General features: G+C 70.5%; 21 protein-coding genes. 16 read left to right on the top strand and 5 right to left on the bottom strand.

The window, feature by feature from the left end; all coding sequences use genetic code 11:
* Window positions 1-24 precede the first annotated feature (24 nt).
* The 5 genes from AB0B64_RS26805 (at window position 25) to AB0B64_RS26825 (ending at window position 5,326) form a co-directional block, all read left to right on the top strand.
* On the top strand, window positions 25-906 hold the full coding sequence (locus AB0B64_RS26805) for a proline dehydrogenase family protein (protein WP_358180385.1): 882 nt from the start codon (window positions 25-27) through the stop codon (window positions 904-906).
* A gap of 141 nt (window positions 907-1,047) precedes the next feature.
* Window positions 1,048-1,842: a pyrroline-5-carboxylate reductase gene (proC, locus tag AB0B64_RS26810; RefSeq protein WP_357954599.1), complete on the top strand. Its 795-nt coding sequence runs from the start codon at window positions 1,048-1,050 to the stop codon at window positions 1,840-1,842.
* Between the two features lie 141 nt (window positions 1,843-1,983).
* On the top strand, window positions 1,984-3,351 hold the full coding sequence (locus tag AB0B64_RS26815; protein ID WP_358180388.1) for an HlyD family efflux transporter periplasmic adaptor subunit: 1,368 nt from the start codon (window positions 1,984-1,986) through the stop codon (window positions 3,349-3,351).
* Window positions 3,348-4,145, top strand: coding sequence for an ABC transporter ATP-binding protein (locus AB0B64_RS26820; RefSeq protein WP_358180391.1), 798 nt, complete (start codon window positions 3,348-3,350; stop codon window positions 4,143-4,145). Before AB0B64_RS26815 ends, AB0B64_RS26820 begins: the two co-directional genes overlap by 4 nt.
* Window positions 4,142-5,326: an ABC transporter permease gene (locus AB0B64_RS26825; RefSeq protein WP_358180394.1), complete on the top strand. Its 1,185-nt coding sequence runs from the start codon at window positions 4,142-4,144 to the stop codon at window positions 5,324-5,326. Before AB0B64_RS26820 ends, AB0B64_RS26825 begins: the two co-directional genes overlap by 4 nt.
* A gap of 15 nt (window positions 5,327-5,341) precedes the next feature.
* Here the strand turns inward: AB0B64_RS26825 and AB0B64_RS26830 are convergent, their stop codons facing one another.
* The 4 genes from AB0B64_RS26830 to AB0B64_RS26845 all read right to left on the bottom strand — a co-directional run bounded on the left by AB0B64_RS26830 (window position 5,342) and on the right by AB0B64_RS26845 (window position 8,881).
* Complete coding sequence (locus tag AB0B64_RS26830; protein ID WP_358180397.1) at window positions 5,342-6,082, bottom strand: ABC transporter permease subunit; 741 nt, start codon at window positions 6,080-6,082, stop codon at window positions 5,342-5,344.
* Window positions 6,079-6,969, bottom strand: a complete 891-nt coding sequence (locus tag AB0B64_RS26835) for an ABC transporter ATP-binding protein (RefSeq protein ID WP_358180400.1) — start codon at window positions 6,967-6,969, stop codon at window positions 6,079-6,081. Before AB0B64_RS26835 ends, AB0B64_RS26830 begins: the two co-directional genes overlap by 4 nt.
* 80 nt (window positions 6,970-7,049) lie before the next feature.
* Window positions 7,050-7,709 carry a response regulator transcription factor gene (locus tag AB0B64_RS26840; protein WP_357954611.1) on the bottom strand — a complete coding sequence of 220 codons (660 nt, stop codon included), beginning with the start codon at window positions 7,707-7,709 and terminating at the stop codon, window positions 7,050-7,052.
* On the bottom strand, window positions 7,706-8,881 hold the full coding sequence (locus tag AB0B64_RS26845) for a histidine kinase (RefSeq protein ID WP_358180403.1): 1,176 nt from the start codon (window positions 8,879-8,881) through the stop codon (window positions 7,706-7,708). Before AB0B64_RS26845 ends, AB0B64_RS26840 begins: the two co-directional genes overlap by 4 nt.
* Window positions 8,882-9,017: 136 nt before the next feature.
* Here AB0B64_RS26845 and AB0B64_RS26850 point away from each other — a divergent pair, with 136 nt between their 5' ends.
* From AB0B64_RS26850 to AB0B64_RS26895, 10 genes are all read left to right on the top strand, one after another.
* Window positions 9,018-10,181: an acetoin utilization protein AcuC gene (locus AB0B64_RS26850; RefSeq protein ID WP_357954615.1), complete on the top strand. Its 1,164-nt coding sequence runs from the start codon at window positions 9,018-9,020 to the stop codon at window positions 10,179-10,181.
* Window positions 10,182-10,189: 8 nt separating this feature from the next.
* Complete coding sequence (locus AB0B64_RS26855; protein WP_357954617.1) at window positions 10,190-10,972, top strand: phosphatase; 783 nt, start codon at window positions 10,190-10,192, stop codon at window positions 10,970-10,972.
* Window positions 10,973-11,284: 312 nt separating this feature from the next.
* Window positions 11,285-11,488, top strand: coding sequence for a helix-turn-helix domain-containing protein (locus tag AB0B64_RS26860; protein WP_026214222.1), 204 nt, complete (start codon window positions 11,285-11,287; stop codon window positions 11,486-11,488).
* Between the two features lie 176 nt (window positions 11,489-11,664).
* Window positions 11,665-11,763, top strand: coding sequence for an AURKAIP1/COX24 domain-containing protein (locus AB0B64_RS26865; protein WP_018654693.1), 99 nt, complete (start codon window positions 11,665-11,667; stop codon window positions 11,761-11,763).
* A gap of 22 nt (window positions 11,764-11,785) precedes the next feature.
* The gene (locus AB0B64_RS26870; RefSeq protein WP_357954619.1) at window positions 11,786-12,781 is read left to right on the top strand and encodes an NAD-dependent epimerase/dehydratase family protein; all 996 of its coding nucleotides are present in this window, start codon (window positions 11,786-11,788) and stop codon (window positions 12,779-12,781) included.
* Between the two features lie 23 nt (window positions 12,782-12,804).
* A complete protein-coding gene (locus AB0B64_RS26875; protein ID WP_358180687.1) occupies window positions 12,805-13,674 on the top strand; it encodes a lysophospholipid acyltransferase family protein in 870 nt (289 codons plus the stop codon).
* A 106-nt stretch (window positions 13,675-13,780) separates the two neighbouring features.
* The gene (locus AB0B64_RS26880) at window positions 13,781-14,779 is read left to right on the top strand and encodes a ThiF family adenylyltransferase (RefSeq protein ID WP_358180406.1); all 999 of its coding nucleotides are present in this window, start codon (window positions 13,781-13,783) and stop codon (window positions 14,777-14,779) included.
* Between the two features lie 51 nt (window positions 14,780-14,830).
* Window positions 14,831-15,625: an SDR family NAD(P)-dependent oxidoreductase gene (locus AB0B64_RS26885; RefSeq protein WP_358180409.1), complete on the top strand. Its 795-nt coding sequence runs from the start codon at window positions 14,831-14,833 to the stop codon at window positions 15,623-15,625.
* A 110-nt stretch (window positions 15,626-15,735) separates the two neighbouring features.
* Complete coding sequence (locus tag AB0B64_RS26890; protein ID WP_358180412.1) at window positions 15,736-16,317, top strand: sigma-70 family RNA polymerase sigma factor; 582 nt, start codon at window positions 15,736-15,738, stop codon at window positions 16,315-16,317.
* 2 nt (window positions 16,318-16,319) lie between these two features.
* Window positions 16,320-17,315: an LCP family protein gene (locus tag AB0B64_RS26895; protein WP_358180415.1), complete on the top strand. Its 996-nt coding sequence runs from the start codon at window positions 16,320-16,322 to the stop codon at window positions 17,313-17,315.
* A 315-nt stretch (window positions 17,316-17,630) separates the two neighbouring features.
* Here the strand turns inward: AB0B64_RS26895 and AB0B64_RS26900 are convergent, their stop codons facing one another.
* Window positions 17,631-18,494: an HAD-IB family hydrolase gene (locus tag AB0B64_RS26900; protein WP_358180418.1), complete on the bottom strand. Its 864-nt coding sequence runs from the start codon at window positions 18,492-18,494 to the stop codon at window positions 17,631-17,633.
* 151 nt (window positions 18,495-18,645) lie between these two features.
* Between AB0B64_RS26900 and AB0B64_RS26905 the strand changes: the two genes are divergently transcribed.
* Window positions 18,646-18,759 carry a helix-turn-helix domain-containing protein gene (locus AB0B64_RS26905; protein WP_358180421.1) on the top strand — a complete coding sequence of 38 codons (114 nt, stop codon included), beginning with the start codon at window positions 18,646-18,648 and terminating at the stop codon, window positions 18,757-18,759.
* Window positions 18,760-18,790: the final 31 nt, after the last annotated feature.

Consider the following 18,790-nt stretch of genomic DNA (forward strand, 5'->3'; position numbering starts at 1 on the left):
GCCGGCGAAGTTAGGGTGGAATATGTGCTGCGTCAGGCCCTGCTAGCCGTATCCAGGAGCGACCTCGTCGAGCGGGTCGTCACCACCTCGCCGCTGACCAGAGACGTGGTCAAGCGCTATGTCGCCGACGACGTCGAAGCGGTCGTCGCCCGGCTGACCCGCGACGGGCTGCTCGTCACCATCGCCTGCCTGGGCGAGGACGTCACCGACCGGGCGCAGGTCGAGCGTGCGGTCCAGGGCTACCTCACGCTGCTCGGCCGGCTGCCTCGCGACGCCGACGTGTCGGTCAAGCTGACCGCGCTGGGGCTGCGGCTGTCCGAGCAGCTCGCGCTCGACAACGCGGCCACCGTCTGCGAGGCCGCCGCGGCCGGGGGAGTGACGGTCACCCTCGACGCCGAGGAACACGACACGATCCCCAGGCTCGACTCCGTGCACGCCACACTGCGCAAGGAGTATCCCGACGTGGGCATCGTGGTGCAGGCGTACCTGCCGGACGCCCGTGAGCGCTGCGAGCGGCTCGACGGCGCCCGCGTACGGCTCTGCAAGGGCGCCTACAGCGCGCCCGGCGCCCTCACCTCCCGGGCCGACATCGACCGGTCGTTCGCGCGCTGCCTCAAGGTGCTGATGGCGGGCACCGGCTATCCCATGGTCGCCACGCACGACCCGCGGCTGGTGGAGATCGCCTCGGCGCTGGCCGTACTCACCGGGCGGGACGCGACGGGCTTCGAGTATCAGATGCTGTACGGCGTGCGGCCCGCCGAGCAGGCCCGGCTGGCCGGGCTCGGCGCGCAGGTGCGCGTCTACGTGCCCTACGGCGCCGACTGGTACGCCTACCTCATGCGCCGCCTCGCCGAGCGCCCGCGCAACCTGGCCTTCTTCGCCCGGTCGCTGCTGAGCCGGCACTAGCTTCGCCCGGTCGCCCGGTCGCCCGGTCGCCCGGTCGCCCGGTCGCCCGGTCGCCTGGGTCTTCTGGGTCTTCCGGGTCGCCCGGTCGTCTGGGTCGCCCGGGTCGCCGGTCAGCAGGCAGCGGCTCGGTAGGCTACTGGGGTGATTGCGATTCTGGGCACGGGCAAGATGGGCGAGGCCCTCCTGTCCGGGCTGCTGCGAGCGGGGTTCGATCCGGGCGACATCATGGCGACGTCCCGCAGGCCGGAGCGGGCGCAGGCGCTGCGCGAGGCCTACGGCGTGCGGACCGTGACCAACACCGAGGCCGCCAAGGCCGCGGAGACGATCATCCTGGCGGTCAAGCCGCAGGACATGGCGGCGCTGCTGGCCGAGATCGCCCCCTATGTCCCCGCCGACCGACTGGTGATCACCGCCGCCGCGGGCATCACCAGCGCCTTCGTCGAGCAGCGTCTCGGCGTCGAAGTGCCGGTCGTCAGGGTGATGTCCAACACGCCGATCCGCTTCGACGAGGCGATGAGCGTGATCTCGGCGGGCGCCCACGCGAGCGAGGAGCACCTCCAGCACACCGAGGACCTGCTCAAGCCGGTCGGCAAGGTGCTGCGCATCCCCGAGTCGCAGCAGGACGCGGCCACCGCGCTGTCGGGCAGCGGGCCCGCCTACTTCTTCTACCTGGTCGAGGCCATGGTCGACGCGGGGATCCTGCTCGGCATGCCCAGGGCGGCCGCGCTCGACATGGTCACCCAGTCGATCGTCGGCGCCGCCGTGATGCTGCGCGACTCGGGCGAGCACCCGGTGATCCTGCGCGAGGCGGTCACCTCGCCCGGTGGCACCACGATCGCGGCGATCGCCGAGCTCGAACGCCACAGCGTCCGCGCCGCCTTCCTGGCCGCCATCGAGGCCGCCCGCGACCGGAGCCGCGAGCTGGCCTCAGGCTGAGCCGCGACCGGAGCCGCGAGCCGCCCGCGACCGGAGCCGCGAGCCGGCCTCGGGCTGGGGCCGGAGTGAGTCCGGGCTGTGTCCGGCCCGAGTTCGGGAGGCCCAAGCCACCCCGGGCACCCTGCTCCTACGATGGGTCGGGTGACGATCCGTCGCGGCATCCCCCCGCTGCTCGTCCTGCTCGCGCTGACCGGCTGCTCGGCCGAGGCACCGGCCGCCGTACAACTGGCCGACGTCAAGCGCGCCCCCGTCACCGAGGTCGTCGAGGCGCCCGCCACCATCGGCGCCCGCGCCACGGCCACCCTCCGCTCGCCCGCCCAGGGCACGATCGCTCACCTGTACGTACGCGAGGGCGACCACGTGCGCAAGGGCCAGATCGTGGCCAAGATCCGTTCGCCGCAGGCCCAGGACCAGCTCAAGCAGGCCCGGCGGGCGTCGAAGTCGGCCGCGCCCGCGACCCCGAGCCTGGGCCGCCCGAACGTCCGGCTCGCCTCCTTCGACACCGGCGCGTTCGACCGCAAGGTGGCCGCGCACTTCGCCAAGGCGCGCAGGGAGGCGAAGAAGATCGACGACGCTCAGGCCCGCAGGCAGCTGCTCAGCGCCATCGGCCTGGCCGAGGCCCAGCACAAGGCGCAGTCCAGGGCCCTGAAGTCGATCACCGCGCAGCTCAACCGGTCGATCAACAGCGTGCTGGCCGGGGTCACCAGCGGGTTCGGCGGGCTGACGTCGTCCATGGCGTCGTTGCAGGCGGCCTCCAGGTCCCAGGCGAAGGCCGCGGTCAGGGCGGCGGAGAGCGCGGTGAAGTCGCTCACCGTCAAGGCGCCGTTCGGCGGGGTGGTCACGCTCGGCCGGCCCTCGGGCGGCGGCGCCGCGAGCAGCCTGAACGGCCTGCTCAGCCAGCTGCCCACCGGCGGCCAGCAGCTGCCCGCCGACACCTCCGGCGGCTCGGCGAGCGGCGGCACGCCGGTGGCGACCGGTGTTCCCGTGTCGGTGGGCGACCCGATCGTCACCGTCACGGACGTCTCGGAGCTCACCCTCTCCGCCGACATCGACGAGACCGACGTGCTGCTGGTCAAGAAGGGCACCAAGGCCACGGTCGAGTTGGACGCGGTTCCCGGCGCGGCCTACTCCGCGCGGGTCACGGGCGTCGGCGTGACGCCGATGCCCGGCACGACGGGCGGCGTCAGCTACCCGGTGCAGCTCACGCTCGGCGCGGGCCGGTTCGACGACGGCGCCGCGGCGCCCACCCCCAAACCGGGTATGAGCGCGGTGACGCGGCTGACGGTCCGCGAGTCGCCCGCCGCCATCGCGGCCCCGGCCTCGGCGATCGTCTCCAGCGGGCGCGAGAGCGTGGTCTGGGTGGTCAGGAACGGTACGGCGGAGCGCCGCGTGGTCAAGCTCGGCGCCCAGGGAGAGGCGGTGGTCGAGGTGCTGAACGGACTGTCGGTCGGTGACCGGATCGTGGTCAAGGGCGCGGACTCGGTACGGCAAGGGCAGCGACTGCCATGACCGCCGCCGCGTCGGACGCCGCATTGGAAGCCGTCGATCTCACCAGGCGCTACCAGCTCGACGGCGTCGCCGTGGAGGCGTTGCGCGGTGTGTCGCTGCGCATCGGCCGCGGCGAGTTCGTGGCCATCATCGGGCCGTCCGGGTCCGGCAAGTCCACGCTGATGCACTTACTCGGCTGCCTCGACCGGCCCACGTCCGGGCGGCTCCGGGTGAACGGGGTGGAGATGTCGCAACTGTCCGACACCCAGCTGGCCGAGCTGCGCAACAAGACGATCGGGTTCGTGTTCCAGTCGTTCCACTTGCTGGCCAGGACCTCGGCGCTGGAGAACGTGGCGCTGCCGCTGGTCTACCGGGGGGTGGGGAAGGCCGAGCGCCGGGCCAGGGCGCGGGCCGCGCTGGAGGCGGTGGGTCTGGGGCACCGGATGGAGCACCGGCCCTCGCAGATGTCCGGCGGCGAGCAGCAGCGCGTGGCGATCGCCAGGGCGCTGGTGGGCGAGCCGAAGGTGCTGCTGGCCGACGAGCCGACGGGCAATCTCGACACTCGCAACGGCGCCGAGGTCATGGCCATACTCGACCGGCTCAACAGTGACAGCGGGGTGGCCGTGGTGCTGGTCACGCACGAGCCGGAGGTCGCGGGGCACGCCCGGCGGCAGATCCACGTACGCGATGGGCTGATCGAGCTGGACACCGGCGCCCAGGAGAGCGCGGAGAGCGAGCAGAGCAAGGAGAGCGAGCAGAGCAAAAGGAGCGAGCAGGGCGAAAGGGAGAAGAGGGACGGCGGCGGCGCGGGGTGAGGGGGCGAGAGGCGTTCGGCATGGCGCTGGAGGCGCTGCGGGTCAACCGGATGCGCAGCGTGCTGACCATGCTCGGGGTCGTCATCGGCGTGCTCGCCGTGGTGATCCTGGTGGCCGTCGGCACCGGCGCGAAGGACGCGGTGGAGAAGGAGATCTCCGGCCTCGGCACCAACATCATCCTGGTCGTCCCTGGCCGGCTCACTGTGGGCGCGGCGCCGACCCAGAGCAAGCTCAACCTGGCCGACGTCGCGTACGTGCGGCGTGTGGTCGGCGACCCGGCCAAGGTGACGGTGTCGCTGCAGTCGGGCGAGACCGTACGCGTCGGCGGGACCGAGGCGTTCGTCACCGTCGTCGGCACCGACCAGAACCTCACCAACATCTTCGACCGCCCGCTCGACAAGGGCCGTCACCTGAGCGGGACCGACGTCGACACCCGGCGCCGGGTCGCCGTGCTCGGCTCCGAGGTGGCCGACAAGCTGTTCGGCGACCTCGATCCGATCGGGCGGCAGCTGACGATCTCCGGGGCGCGGTTCCGGGTCGTCGGCGTCTACGCCAAGATCGGCCAGACCTTCGGGGTCTCGCGCGACCAGGAGGTGCACATCCCGGTGACGACGGCCCAGCGGCTGCTCGGCATCGCCAGGGTCAACGGCATCGCGGTGGGCGCGTCGGGGCCCGACGAGATCGAGCCGCTCCAGAGCCGGGTCGTGGCGGCGCTGACCGACAGGTATCCGGGGGAGAAGTTCTCGGCCGTCACGCAGACCCAGCTGCTCGGCACGATCGGCAGCGTGCTCGGCATGCTCACCGGCGTGCTGGCCGCGATCGCCGGCATCTCGCTGCTGGTGGGCGGCGTGGGCGTGTCCAACATCATGCTGGTCAGCGTCCGGGAGCGGACCCGTGAGATCGGGCTGCGCAAGGCGCTCGGGGCCAGGCAGCGCGACGTGCTGACCCAGTTCCTGATCGAGGCGGTGCTGCTGACGACGATCGGCGGCGTCATCGGGATCCTGCTCGGCGTCGGCGGCGCCCTCGCCATCCAGGCGCTCACGCCGGTGCCCGCCTCGATCACCTGGTGGTCGATCGCGCTGGCGTTCGGTGTCTCGGCGGCGGTGGGCGTGTTCTTCGGCGTCGCGCCCGCGCGGAGGGCCGGCCGGTTGGACCCGGTCATCGCCCTCCGCGCCGAGTAACGGGATCAACGGCGATTACGCGTCGCGGCGCCGCATCAGCACGGCGCCCGCGATCACCGCGACCGCCACCCAGGCGAGGTAGACCGCGAACCCGCTCCACGGGCCCAGGGAGCCGCGGCTGTCGCCGGACACGACCAGCAAGCCGGCGTTCGTGGTGAAGTATGCGGCCACGGTCCTGCCCCACTCGCCCGGGAGCTGGATCGCGACGCTGGGCAGTACCAGGATCAGTGAGATGGCCGACACGATCGCGCCCGGCGTGTGCCTGATCAGTGTGCCCAGTCCCAGCCCGAACAGCCCACACGCGGTCAGGTAGAGACCGGACCCGAGCGTAGCCCGCGCCACCTCCCCCATCTCGATGGACGGTGGCTGGGCGATCGCCAAGCCGACGCCCACCGCGACGGCCGACGCGACCAGGCACACGACGAGCGACACCGCGACGAACACCACGATCTTGCCGGTCAGCAGGCGCATGCGCTGGGGCACTGCCATGAGCGAGGTGCGGATCCCCCCGGTGCGGTATTCGCTGGAGATCACCAGAACGCCCAGGGTGGCCATGGAGATCGAGGCCATCATCGCCCCGGTCAGGCTCAACATGATCGCCTCCGAGCCCGGGACCGGCCCCTTGGCCATGCCCTTGGCCGAGGCGTTGAGGAGGACGGAGAAGCCCAGCATCAGCACGGCGGTGGTGGCCAGGGTCCACACCGTCGAGCGGACAGAGCGGATCTTGGTCCATTCGGACCGGAAAATGTCGATCATGATGAGTACTCCAGGCTGTCCTTGGTGAGCTCCATGTAGGCCGCTTCGAGCGAGGGCTGGACGAACGTCAGTTCCTCCAGCGGCAACCCGGCCCGCGCCGTGATCGTGCCGATCTCCAGCGGCGTCACTCCGGTCACCCTCAGGTGGTCGGCGTGCAGGTCACCGACCTTGATCAGATCGGCCACCTCGGCCAGGCGGGGCGAGCGCACCCGTACGTACGACTGAGAGCTGCGCCCGATGAACTCCGACATGCTCGTGTCGGCGATCAGCGCGCCCTTGCCGATCACCACCAGGTGGTCGGCCGTCTGCGCCATCTCGCTCATCAGGTGGCTGGAGACGAACACCGTGCGCCCCTCGGCCGCCAGCTTCCGCATGAACGTGCGGATCCACAGGATGCCGTCCGGGTCCAGCCCGTTGACGGGCTCGTCGAAGAGCAGGATCTCCGGATCGCCGAGCAGTGCGGCGGCGATGCCGAGCCGCTGCGACATGCCGAGCGAGAACCCGCCGACCCGCCGCTTGGCCACCTTGGTCAGGCCGACCTCCTCCAGCACCTCCTCCACCCTGCTCGCCGGGATGGCGTTGGTCTGGGCGATGGCCAGCAGGTGGTTGCGGGCGCTGCGCCCGCCGTGCACGGCCTTGGCGTCGAGCAGCGCGCCGACCTTGCGCAGCGGGTGCCGCAGCTCCCCGTACGGCCTGCCGTCCACGAGGACCGACCCGCCCGACGGGTGGTCCAGGCCGAGGATCATGCGCATGGTCGTCGACTTCCCGGCGCCGTTCGGTCCCAGGAACCCGGTCACCTGGCCGGGTTCGACGTCGAAGGACAGGTCCGCCACGGCCACGGTGCCGCCGTAGCGCTTGCTCAGGTTCGTTGCCCGGATCGCGGTCATGATCCAAGCGTGGCCGGGCGGGAACGGGATTTCGTCCTGCTGGAGGACCGTTCGTGGGCGCGGTCTCTGGGACCCTGCTCCTACTCTCCAGGGGTGATCAGCGCCGCCTCGTAGGCCACGATCACCGCTTGGGCCCGGTCCCGGACGCCGATCTTGGCGAACAGGCTCGTCACGTGGTTCTTGACGGTCGAGGGGGAGACGTCCAGCTCCTCGGCGATCTCCGCGTTGGACCTGCCGCGGGCGATCAGGACGAGCGTCTCGCGCTCGCGCTCGGTCAGCCCGTCCAGCTTCGTGGGAGCCGCCCGGCGGCGCGGTCGCGCCGCCCGTACGAACGTGCCGATCAGGCGGGTCAGCAGGCGCGGCGCCACGGCGGACTCGCCGCGGTGCACCACGCGGACGCCCTCGACCAGCTCCTCGGGGGAGACGTCCTTGGGCAGGAACCCGGCGGCGCCCGCCCGCAGGGCCGCCACCACGTTCTCGTCCAGGTCGAACGTGCTCAGCGCGAGCACCCGCACACCGGGCGACTCCACGGTGATCCGTTCGGTCGCGCGAACCCCGTCGAGGCCCGGCATGTGCAGGTCCATCAGCACCACGTCCGGGCGCAGCCGCTCGCACAGCGCGACCGCCTCCGCGCCGTCGGCCGCCTGGCCCACCACGCGCATGTCCGGCTGGGCGTCGAGCATGAGCTGGAAGCCCTTGCGCACCAGCGCGTGGTCGTCGGCCAGCAGTACGGTGATCATGTCGTCTCCAGGGGAATGCGGGCGCGTACCAGGAAGCCGCCCTCCAAACGGGGGCCCGTACTCAGGAGGCCGCCGCACAGCGTGACGCGCTCGGCCATCCCGTCCAGCCCGAACCCCGGAGCCGGGGCGTTCCGGCTGCCCGCCGCGGGCAGGCCGTCGTCGATGACCTCCACCTCGACCGCCCCGCTCTCGTACGCCAGCCGGACGCTGGCCCGCGCCCCCACGGTGTGCTTGCGGGTGTTGGTCAGCGCCTCCTGCACGATCCGGTAGACGGCGTGGTCGACGGTCGTCGGCAGCGTGACGGGCTCGCCGATCACGGTCAGGCTCGTGGGCAGTCCGGCGGTCGCGGCCTCCTGGACCAGCGCCGGCAGCCGGGCGGCGCCCACCCCGGTCGCGGCGTCGGCGCCCCCCTCGACCCTGAGCAGCCCGTCCGTGGTGAACACGCCGCCGGCTCCGACCGGGTCGTCGGCCCTGAGCACGTTGAGGAGCTGGCGCATCTCCGCCAGTGCCTGACGCGCGGTCCGCTCCGCCCCGGCCAGGGCGTCATGGGCGGCGTCCTCGCTCGGCGGCAGGGTGGCCCTGGCGCCGCCGACCAGCACGTTGATGACGCTGATGTGGTGGGCCACGACATCGTGCAGTTCCCTGGCGATGCGCCGCCGCTCGGCGCGGACCGCGCTCTCGGTGGCCTCCCGCTGGCCGCGCTCCCTGAGCTCGGCGCGGACTCTGACGAACTGGCCGACGACTATGGGGGCCAGCGGGTACAACCCGATCATCCAAGCGCCGGGTACCGGCCTGGTCAGGTGGTTGGCCAGAGCGTAGACCACGCCCCCGCCGACGGCGGTGAGCGCGGCGGTCCTGCCCGGGGTGTAGCGGCCCACGCTGTAGAAGGCGATCGTCGAGGAGATGTTGGCCGACGCCATGATGCCGGCGGCCATGCCGAAGACCTCACCGGCGGTCTCGATCGCGGCGACCGTGACGGGCCGGGTCCGCCGTAACAGCAGCGGGAACGTGCTGAGAATGAAGAGGCCGGCGCCCATGGCGACGTCCGGGTAGCCCTGGCGCAGCACGGAGACCAGGCCGACGCTCGCGGCCCCGACGAGCACGGTCACCAGCGTGATGTCGAAGACGCGCGGACGCTTGAAGAAGCGCCATGCGGCCGTGACGCGTCGCATGAAGCGCATGATCCAACCCTATGTGGCAGTTATTGAAAAGCGGCGATATTTCGCCGGAACAGCCCCCGTCACCGTCTGGACGCGGCCAGTTGACGCTGCGGTAACGTCGCTTCAAGGGCGAGGGACGGGAGCAAGAATGAGTTCTACGGCACGGGCCATCTGGGACGATGCTCTCACTTCCTACGATTTCGGGCCGAGTCATCCGCTGGCGCCCGTCAGGGTGGAGCTGACGATGGCGCTCGCCCGTGAGCTCGGCGTGCTGGACAAGATCGAGGTGGTCGGCTGTGTGCCCGCCACCGACGACGAACTGGCCCTGGTGCACCGGCGCGACTACATCGAGGCCGTCAAGCGCGTCTCCGCCTCCGGCGGGGCCGACCTGTCCGTGGGGCTCGGCACGTCCGACAATCCGGCCTTCAAGGGCGTACACGATGCCTCGGCGCTCATCGCGGGCGCGACGCTCGCGGCCGCCCGCGCGGTCTGGGAGGGCACGGCCGAGCACGCGGTCAACATCTCCGGCGGTCTGCACCACGCGATGGCCGGTAACGCCAGCGGCTTCTGCGTCTACAACGATCCGGCGCTGGCCATCGCCTGGCTGCTCGCGCAGGGGGTCGGCCGCATCGCCTATGTGGACGTCGACGTGCACCACGGCGACGGCGTGCAGGCGCTGTTCTACGACGATCCCCGGGTGCTGACGATCAGCCTGCACGAGAGCCCGCGCACGCTGTTCCCCGGCACCGGCTACCCGGGGGAGACGGGCGCGGAGGGCACGGCGGTCAACGTGGCGCTGCCCGCGGGCTGCGGAGACGAGGGCTGGCTGCGGGCCTTCGACTCGGTCGTGCCGCCGCTGCTGCGCGAGTTCCGGCCGGAGATCCTGGTGACCCAGCACGGCTGCGACAGCCACGCGCTCGACCCGCTCGCCAACCTGATGCTCAGCCTCGACGGTCAGCGCACCGCCTACTCCGCCCTGCACCGGCTGGCGCACGAGACGGCCGGCGGCCGGTGGCTCGCGACGGGCGGGGGCGGCTACGAGTTGGTCCAGGTGGTGCCGCGGGCCTGGACGCACCTGATGGCCGAGCTGTCCGGGCATCCGCTCGACCCGGCCACCCAGACACCCCCGGCCTGGCGGGCGTTCGTACGGGAGCGGACGGGCGAGACGCCCCCGCTGACCATGACGGACGGCAGAAATCCGGAATTTCGCGACCTAGCTGGTGGTTATGACCCAGCAGACCCCATCGACCGTGCGGTCATGGCGACCCGACAGGCGGTCTTCCCCCTGCACGGCCTCGACCCGATGCCTTAGGGAGAGTTGTGCTCAGCCGCGACCAATTCCGCGAACACCTGGTCCGCACCCGGATCGCCGGCGAGGTCGCCACGTCGCGCGAGAACAATCTCGACCACTACAGCTCGGTGGCCAACCGCGATCCCTATTACATGCTGGGACTCACCCTGGAACAGCCGTGGTCGTTCCGTGACGTCCTCGCGCAGATGGTCAAGGCGGCGGGCGTGCAGGCCGACGCGGGACACCGCTGGGGCCAGGACACCATCGACCCCGATCTGACGATCGACGCGCTCGACGCCATGGCCGACCGGATCGCCGGCGTGCTGTCGCGGGACAAGCCGCGGCTGCTGTTCGCCACCGGGCACCCCACGGGCCTGCTCGTCGTCCACCTGGCGCTCGCCCGGTTCGCCGTGGAGCGCGGGGCGACGCTGCTGACGCCGGCCGAGGGCTGGACCTACTCCGGATCGGGTTTCGGACGCGCGCGTAAGATCCGCTACCTCCAGGACATCGCCATGCTCGATGACAAGGGCGGATTCGTGCACACCCACGACTCCGCCCCGATGGAGCGGATGCTGACCGTCCTGGGCGAGGTCACGCCGGACCTCGTCATCGCCGACCACGGCTGGGCGGGAGCGGCTGGAGAGGCGGGTGTGCCGACGGTGGCGTTCGCCGACAGCAACGACCCAGGACTCTTCCTCGGCGAGGCCGAGGGCAAGATCGATGTGGTCGTACCCCTCGACGACAATGTGCTACCGCGCTACTACGAGCCGCTGATCGCCCATCTGGTCACACGAGCCTCACAGGCCCTTTGAGTTCAATTCGGTCATCCCCATACTGTCTTTTCGCGCCTGCATTCCAAGAGGCTCGCAGTCCCTTTGCCAACTTTTGAGGGGGCCTGGGCGACTCTTATGTGTGACAAGTTGGACAGTTCCAACGTCCAGGCGAGGTGCTCAAGCCGGTGGTTAACCAGCGATTTTGCTGGTTTGGCTGACAGGTAGCTCCGTCAGCTGAGAAAATAGGGGGTTTGCGCTGTCGGAGTCCCGACTTACGCTGACGGCAGTACACGTGCGTGAGCAGTGGCACCAGTGGGGATAACCCGTAAACACGTGCGGAAGAGGCGTCCGATGGGTGCAGGCGAAAGACCTCTCAGTGAGGTGAAGTTCCTGACGGTGGCGGAAGTGGCCACGGTCATGCGGGTGTCCAAGATGACGGTGTACCGCCTGGTGCACTCTGGCGAGCTGCCGGCCATCCGAGTCGGCCGGTCGTTCAGGGTGCCCGAGCAGGCGGTCCACGACTATCTGCGGGAGGCCTACATCGAGGCAGGGTAGATCTTGAGGTAGCGGCGTATGCCACACGCCGTGAATGCCGTCGTGGGAGACGCCCGGCCGCCACCGAGCGGCCGGGCTCACCCCCTGGGGGCGATCCACAGCCGATCGCCGGTAGGCTGTGATCCGGTGTGCGCTCGCGCATCGGTTCAGATCTGCTATCAGTACCTGGGGGTCCCGTGGGCTCTGTGATCAAGAAGCGCCGCAAGCGGATGGCCAAGAAGAAGCACCGCAAGCTGCTCAAGAAGACGCGCATCCAGCGGCGCAACAAGAAGTAACAGACGCAGCTGCGAGGCGCTGATGACCCACACCGTGCTCGTCACCGGGGTCTCGCGCCACGTGGGCGCTCGGATGGCGAGCGTGCTCGCCGCCGACCCGGACATCAGTCGCGTCATCGGAGTGGACACCGTGCCGCCCCCCTCGCTGACGCGAGATGGCGGCATCTCCCTCGGCCGGACGGAGTTCGTCCGGGTCGATCTGCGCAGCCCCGACATCGCTCAGGTGATCGCGGCTGCCGACATCGACACCGTTGTGCACATGAGCCTGGTCAGCGCTCCGTCGCGGGGCGCGGGCAGGGCCGTGATGAAGGAGCACAACGTCATCGGCACCATGCAGTTGCTCGGTGCCTGCCAGCGGTCGGCGACCGTGCGGCGCGTGGTGGTCCGTTCGACCACCGCCGTCTACGGTTCGTCGCCACGGGATCCGGCGGTGTTCACGGAGGACCTGGAGCCGCACGACGGCCCGAGCCACGGCTACGCCAAGGACGCCGTCGAGGTGGAGGGCTACGTGCGCGGTTTCGCGCGTCGTCGGCCCGACATGGCGGTCTCGCTGCTGCGCTTCGCCAACTTCATGGGTCCCGGCGTCGACTCGCCGCTCACCCGCTACTTCACCCAGCCGGTGCTGCCGACCGTGTTCGGCTTCGACCCGCGGCTGCAGTTCGTCCATGAGGACGACGCCGTCGAGGTGCTGCGGCGGATGGCGACCGAAGATCACCCCGGCACGTACAACGTGGCCGGGGCAGGCGTGTTGCTGCTGTCGCAGTGCGCGCGCCGGGCTGGGCGGCCGTCGCTGCCGCTGTTCGCGCCCGCCTTCCGTCTGCTGGGCGATGCCGCGCGCCGCGCCGGACTGGTCGACTACTCGCCCGAGCAGGTCCGGCTGATGAGCCATGGCCGGGCGGTCGACTGCTCCAGGCTGGAGGCCGAGCTGGGCTGGAAGCCCAAGTTCACCACCGGAGCGGCCTTCGACGACTTTCTGCGCTCGCGGGGGCTGCACCCGCTCGGAGGTGTGCGGCATTGAGCGTTCCGGACGACGAGGCCCGCGTGATCCCCATCAGCTCGGCACCCTCCTTCGAGGAGCCGGAGCCGCTGGCCAGGCTGCTGGCCTTCATCCGCCGGCGCATCACCGGCGACTACGAGGTCGACGAGTTCGGCTATGACGCCGAGCTGACGGACAAGGTGCTGCTGGAGCTGATCAGGCCCCTCTACCACCACTGGTTCAGGGTCGAGACGGTCGATCTGAAGAACGTGCCCGATGAGGGCGGCGCGCTGGTCGTGGCCAACCACTCCGGCACGCTGCCGGTCGACGCGCTGATGATGCAGGTGGCGCTGCACGACGAGGCCGACCGGCCGCTGCGGCTGCTCGGCGCCGACCTGGTCTACCAGCTTCCGATGCTCGCCCACCTGTCGCGCAAGACCGGCCACACGCTGGCCTGCCGCGAGGACGCCGACCGGCTGCTGCGCAAGGGCGAGCTCGTCGGGGTGTTCCCCGAGGGGTTCAAGGGCGTCGGCAAGCCGTTCTCCGAACGCTACAAGCTGCAGCGCTTCGGCCGCGGCGGGTTCGTCGCGTCGGCGATCCGCGCCGGGGTGCCGATCCTGCCCACCGCCATCGTGGGCGCCGAGGAGATCTACCCCAAGATCGGCGATCTGCCGTCGCTGGCCAGGCTGCTCGGCCTGCCCTATCTGCCGATCACCCCGCTCTTCCCGCTGCTCGGCCCGCTCGGCCTGGTGCCGCTGCCGTCGAAGTGGATGATCCAGTTCGGGGAGCCCATCCGTACCGACGAGTACGACGCGGCGGACGCCGACGATCCGGTGCTGGTGTTCAACCTCACCGATCACATCCGCGAGATCATCCAGCAGATGCTCAACGAGCTGAGGCTGCGCCGCGGCCCCGCCTTTCCGCCATTCTTCTGAACTCAACAGAATCTTGACATGATCGGTCAAGCCATCAAGGATGGGGAAACCGAGCAAGGCAAGACGGCGGCTGGACACCCATGGGTTCGACACCTAGGGAGCGTGCATGAGACGGCTCGTCGACTCCGTGCTCGTCACGAACGCCGGCGACCAGGTGATCCTGTCGACCGGCTCACGTGACGGATTATCGCTGCGGGGCGACCTCGACCGCGTCGAGCAGGCGGTCACGCTGCTGCGGGACGGCGTCGACGACAGTGAGATCCACGCGGACCGGCTGCTGGCCGACCTGGTGGCGGCGCTGACGCACATGGGGTGGCTCACCTCGGAGCCGCCGCAGTCGGCGGCCGAGTCCACGGGCCGGCTCGCCCGCCAGCACGGCTACCTGACACTTTTCGCCCCCGACGCGCGCGAGCTCCAGTCGCGGATCGCCACCTGCACGATCATGCTCCTCGGCGTGGGCGGCATCGGCGCGGTCGCGGCCCAGCACCTGGGCGCCGCCGGGGTCGGCCGCATCGTGGCCGTCGATCCCGACGTGGTCGAGCTGCACAACCTCAACAGGCAGCTGCCGTACACGACAAGGGACGTGGGCGTGCCCAAGGTCGACGCGCTCAGCGCGCGGCTGCGTGACTTCGCGCCCGAGACCGAGGTGCTGTCCGTACGGCGGCGTGTCGCCAGTGCGGCCGACCTTGACGGCCTGCCGCACGTGGATCTCGTCCTCATCGGCGCCGACGAGCCCGCCGAGCTGGCCGACACGGTCTGGCGGTGGTGCCGCGAACGGGATGTGGCCATGAGCCGTGCGGCGGTCGCCCACGAGCACGGCCACTGGGGCCCGCTGCTGTCGCCCCGCGAGGGACACTGCCACATCTGCTTCGAGCACGCCCGTGAGGCCGGGCTGTCGCGCGAGCGGCGGCTGGAGGGCGGCCACGGTCCCACGCCGTGGTCGTTCGGCGCCACCAACACGGTCATCGCGGCCTGGGCCGTGCACGACATCGTCCAGTACATCGCCACGTCCGAGTGCCCCACGCTCAACCGCCGCGCCCACCTGGACTTCGCCCACGGTGAGCTGCACTTCCTCGACGGTCCCCGCTGCACCTGCAACCAGTAGGAGGCCGCCGGTGTTCTCCGACTGAGAGCACACCGGAAGCGAAGGAAAACTATGGATCTGCAACTTACCGGCCGCGTCGCCATCGTCACCGGGGCGTCCAAGGGCATCGGCCTGGCCGTGACACAGACCCTGATCGAGGAGGGCGCCCACGTCGTCGCGGCCTCCAGGACCCGCACCCCCGAGCTGCCCGGCAAGGCGGTGCACGTGCCGGTAGACCTGATGGACCCGCAGGCGCCCGCCGAGGTGGTCGCCCGCGCGGTCGAGGAGTTCGGGCGGGTGGACATCCTGGTCAACAACGCCGGCGGCCCGCCGCCCGGCGTGACGCTGCCGCACGCCGGGTTCATGACCTCGGACGACGACACCTGGCGGGGGATGTTCGAGTTCAACCTGTTCTCGGTCATCCGGATGATCCGCTCCGCCGTACCGGTGATGCTGGAGGGCGGCGGCGGCTCGATCGTCAACGTCTCCTCCGTCACCGCCCGGCAGCCTTCGGCGGTGAACATGGACTACGGCGCGGCCAAGTCGGCCCTCACCTTCGTCAGCAAGGCGGTCGACGAGGAGTACGGCCCGCAGGGCATCAGGGTCAACACCGTCTCTCCCGGGCCCGTGCTCACCCCCTGGTGGACCGACGAGGGCGGCGCGGCTGACGTCTTCGGGGGCATGGTCGGCGCCGACCGGGACAGCGTGATCACCAAGGTGGCCCCGGAGATGATGAAGCTGACCACCGGCCGCCTGGTCACCCCGCAGGAGGTCGCCGACGCGATCGCGCTCCTGGTCTCGCCCCGCTCTGGCAGCACGGCGGGCGCCGACCTCGTGATCGACGGAGGTTGCGTCAAGGAGGTGTGAGCGCGAACTCCGCGGCTTGCGGCGGCCCGCTGAACGTGGACCACCGTGAACCTGAATGGCGGGTTGTGGTGATACATCCCTGACCGACTTCCCCCCGCAGAAGGGCGGAGATGATCACGCAACCCGCCACCAGGGGTGCGGACGCAGAGCTCGTGCACGCTTCGCTGACCGATCCTGAAGTGTTCGCCGAGCTCTTCGACCGCTACTCCGCCATGCTCTACAGGTACGTCTCCAAACGGCTGGGCCCCGAGCCCGCCGAGGACATCGTCGGCGAGACGTTCCTGGTCGCCTTCTCCCGCAGGAAGAGCTACGACCCGAGCTATCCAGACGCCCGGCCGTGGCTCTTCGGCATCCTGACCAAGCTCGTCTCCCGGCATCACCGCACCGAGGCGGCCCGCTACCGCGCCCTGCAGCGCGCCCCTGTCGACGCCGACGTGGAGTCCCCGGCCGACCGCGTGGCCGCCGGGGTGACCGCGCAGGCGTCGCGCCCCGAGCTGGCCAGCGCGCTGGCCGCCCTGCCCGCCAAGGACCGCGACGTGCTCCTGCTGATCGCGTGGGGCGATCTGACGTACGACGAGGTCGCGCGGGCGCTCGGCATCCCGATCGGCACCGTACGCTCCCGCCTCAACAGGGGCAGGCGGAAGGTACGCGCGGCGCTCGGCGACACCAACCCGATGCTTGAGGAGGAGTGACGATGGACGACCTGAAGATGCTCCGCGACCTCGGCAGGGAGCTCGAACACCAGCCTCCGGCGACGCTGGTCCGCCAGCGGCAGCGCCTGCTCCAGGCCAGACCGCGGCGCAGGCGGTTGACGTGGCTGCTGACGGGTCTCGTCGCGGTGGCCACGATGGCCACCGTGGCCACCGTCGCCGTGCCCACGCTGATGCTGGCGGGCCGCCAGACCGTGCCACAACCGGCAGGTGCCCGCCCAGCCAACACGAGCGGCGTGCTGAACGTGCTCCTGGTCGGCAGCGACAGCCAGGGAGGTTCGGACAGGTTCGACAACGGAGCCCGCTCCGACACGCTCCTGCTGCTGCATCTGCCGGCCGACCGGACGAAGGCCACGATCATCTCCTTCCCCAGGGACTCGATGGTGCGGATCCCCGCCTGCGGGTCCCAGCCGGCCAGGAAAGACATGATCAATCAGGCGTTCCGTATCGGCGGTCTCGCCTGTTCGGTGAAGACGGTCGAGACGCTGACGAAGGTGCGTGTCGACCACATGATGGAGGTCGAGTTCTCGGGCGTGGAGGCCATCGTGAACGCCCTCGGCGGGGTCGAGGTCACGTTGCCGCAGGCGGTGGATGACAAGAACACGAAGCTGAGGCTCTCTGCGGGCAAGCACTTGCTCAACGGCAAGCAGGCGCTGGGCTACATCCGGTTGCGTCACTACGGCGACGGGTCGGACATCCAGCGCATCAAGCGCCAGCAGGTGCTCATGATGTCGATGCTGAAGAAGGCCAAGCAGCGGCTGAAGGATCCGGCGGCCCTGCGCTCCTTCCTCACCACGGCCGGCAAGTCGTTCAAGACCGACCCGGAGTTCGACCTCGACACCATGATCGGCATCGCCGGGACGCTGGAGAAGACCAAGATGCCCTTCGTCATGGTCCCCTGGGAGCCCGATCCCGACGACCGGAACCGGATCGTGTGGAAGCAACCGGAGGCGGAGCAGCTCTTCGCCAGCTTGCGGTAGTTGCCCCTGGGGGTTCGTCCACATGACCGTCTCGATCCCTGCGACGGTCCGTGGTGGTTGAGGTCCTTGGGAGGGACACCCCCTCCGGGGGCGGAAGAAGCCGGTTTGTGGTGGCTCGGGTCCCTTGGACGGATACCCCTCCGGAGGAGGGAAGCAGCCGGTCCGTCGTGGCTGGGGGCCTTTGGGGACGCCCCTCCGGGGAGAGGAGGAGGAACCGGGTCGTCGTGGCTGGGGCACTGTTGGGATGCCCCTCCGGGGAGAGGGAGCAGCCGGTCCGTCGTGGCCGAGGTCTCCTGGAGGGGATGCCCGGGTCGGCTACTGCGTTGAGCGGTAGTGCTTGCGGAGGGCGATGCCGGCGGCGATGCCGCCGGCCACCGCTCCGACGCCCGCGGCGATCGGCAGGGCGGTCAGTGTCGCCTTTCTGCCGGTGCGGAAGTCCTTGATCGGCCAGTCGTGCTTCTTGGCGTGCTCGCGCAGTTCGCTGTCGGGGTTGATGGCCACCGGCTTGCCGACCAGCGACAGCATGGGCAGGTCGTTGGCCGAGTCGCTGTAGGCGGTGCACCGGGTGAGGTCGAGGCCCTCCCGGCGGGCCAGCGCCCGCACCGCCTCGGCCTTGGCCGGGCCGTGCAGCAGGTCGCCGACCAGCCGACCGGTGTAGACGCCGTTGGTGGTCTCGGCCACGGTGCCGAGCGCGCCGGTCAGGCCGAGGCGCTGGGCGATGACCCTGGCCAGCTCGACGGGCGTGGCCGTGACCAGCCAGACGCGCTGGCCGCGGTCGAGGTGGCTCTGCGCGAGCGCTCGGGTGCCGCCCCAGATGCGGTCGGACATGACCTCGTCGTAGATCTCCTCGCCCAGCCGGATCACGTCGTCGACCTTCGCGCCCGCGACGAACGCCAGCGCGGTCTCGCGGGCCACCGCGATGTGCTCGGGGTTCTCGTTGCCGCGCAGCCGGAACACCGCCTGGCCGACGGCGAACTTGAACAGGTCAGAGGTGGTGAACAGGCCGCGCGTCGCCAGGCCCCTGGCAAAGTGGTAGATGGAGGCGCCGCGCATCATCGTGTTGTCGACGTCGAAGAAGGCGGCCGCCTGCTGGTCGGGCTCCGTAGGGGTCACCGTCACCGCGGCCGCCGCTGCGGCCTCGCCGGCGAGCTCCGCCTCCGCCTCGCGCTGTCGTCGCATTAGCCGCCACATGCGCCTCAGCTTATCGAAGGTCCGCTGAAAGCCTCGGCCTTCGGTTCGGGCCGGGGATGAATGCGGTCCTGTCAGATGGCCCGCCGGAGGCGGGACAGCCCGGGGTAAGTAGCGCGGACCCGGAAGCGGTCAGGTCGTGTTGGCGGGTCGCAGGTACCGGCTGGAGTTCGACTTCGGGCAACAGATGTTCGCCGAGCGGCTGGGCGGGATCTGCCGCAGCGTGTGGAACACCGGCCGCGAATACCGGGGGTGAGGCGCCTACCTCAGTTACGAGGAGCAGTGCG

Source organism: Nonomuraea sp. NPDC049129 (assembly GCF_040648495.1).
In the GTDB taxonomy this organism is placed as follows: Bacteria; Actinomycetota; Actinomycetes; order Streptosporangiales; family Streptosporangiaceae; genus Nonomuraea.

Coding starts and splice junctions, on each gene's coding strand:
- AB0B64_RS26845 (WP_358180403.1), bottom strand. CDS start 8,881: ATGCGACGCGTCACGGCCGCATGGCGCTTCTTCAAGCGTCCGCGCGTC.
- AB0B64_RS26885 (WP_358180409.1), top strand. CDS start 14,831: ATGGATCTGCAACTTACCGGCCGCGTCGCCATCGTCACCGGGGCGTCC.
- AB0B64_RS26840 (WP_357954611.1), bottom strand. CDS start 7,709: ATGATCACCGTACTGCTGGCCGACGACCACGCGCTGGTGCGCAAGGGC.
- AB0B64_RS26835 (WP_358180400.1), bottom strand. CDS start 6,969: ATGACCGCGATCCGGGCAACGAACCTGAGCAAGCGCTACGGCGGCACC.
- AB0B64_RS26900 (WP_358180418.1), bottom strand. CDS start 18,494: ATGCGACGACAGCGCGAGGCGGAGGCGGAGCTCGCCGGCGAGGCCGCA.
- AB0B64_RS26870 (WP_357954619.1), top strand. CDS start 11,786: ATGACCCACACCGTGCTCGTCACCGGGGTCTCGCGCCACGTGGGCGCT.
- AB0B64_RS26880 (WP_358180406.1), top strand. CDS start 13,781: ATGAGACGGCTCGTCGACTCCGTGCTCGTCACGAACGCCGGCGACCAG.
- AB0B64_RS26890 (WP_358180412.1), top strand. CDS start 15,736: ATGATCACGCAACCCGCCACCAGGGGTGCGGACGCAGAGCTCGTGCAC.
- AB0B64_RS26850 (WP_357954615.1), top strand. CDS start 9,018: ATGAGTTCTACGGCACGGGCCATCTGGGACGATGCTCTCACTTCCTAC.
- AB0B64_RS26860 (WP_026214222.1), top strand. CDS start 11,285: ATGGGTGCAGGCGAAAGACCTCTCAGTGAGGTGAAGTTCCTGACGGTG.
- AB0B64_RS26895 (WP_358180415.1), top strand. CDS start 16,320: ATGGACGACCTGAAGATGCTCCGCGACCTCGGCAGGGAGCTCGAACAC.
- AB0B64_RS26820 (WP_358180391.1), top strand. CDS start 3,348: ATGACCGCCGCCGCGTCGGACGCCGCATTGGAAGCCGTCGATCTCACC.
- AB0B64_RS26830 (WP_358180397.1), bottom strand. CDS start 6,082: ATGATCGACATTTTCCGGTCCGAATGGACCAAGATCCGCTCTGTCCGC.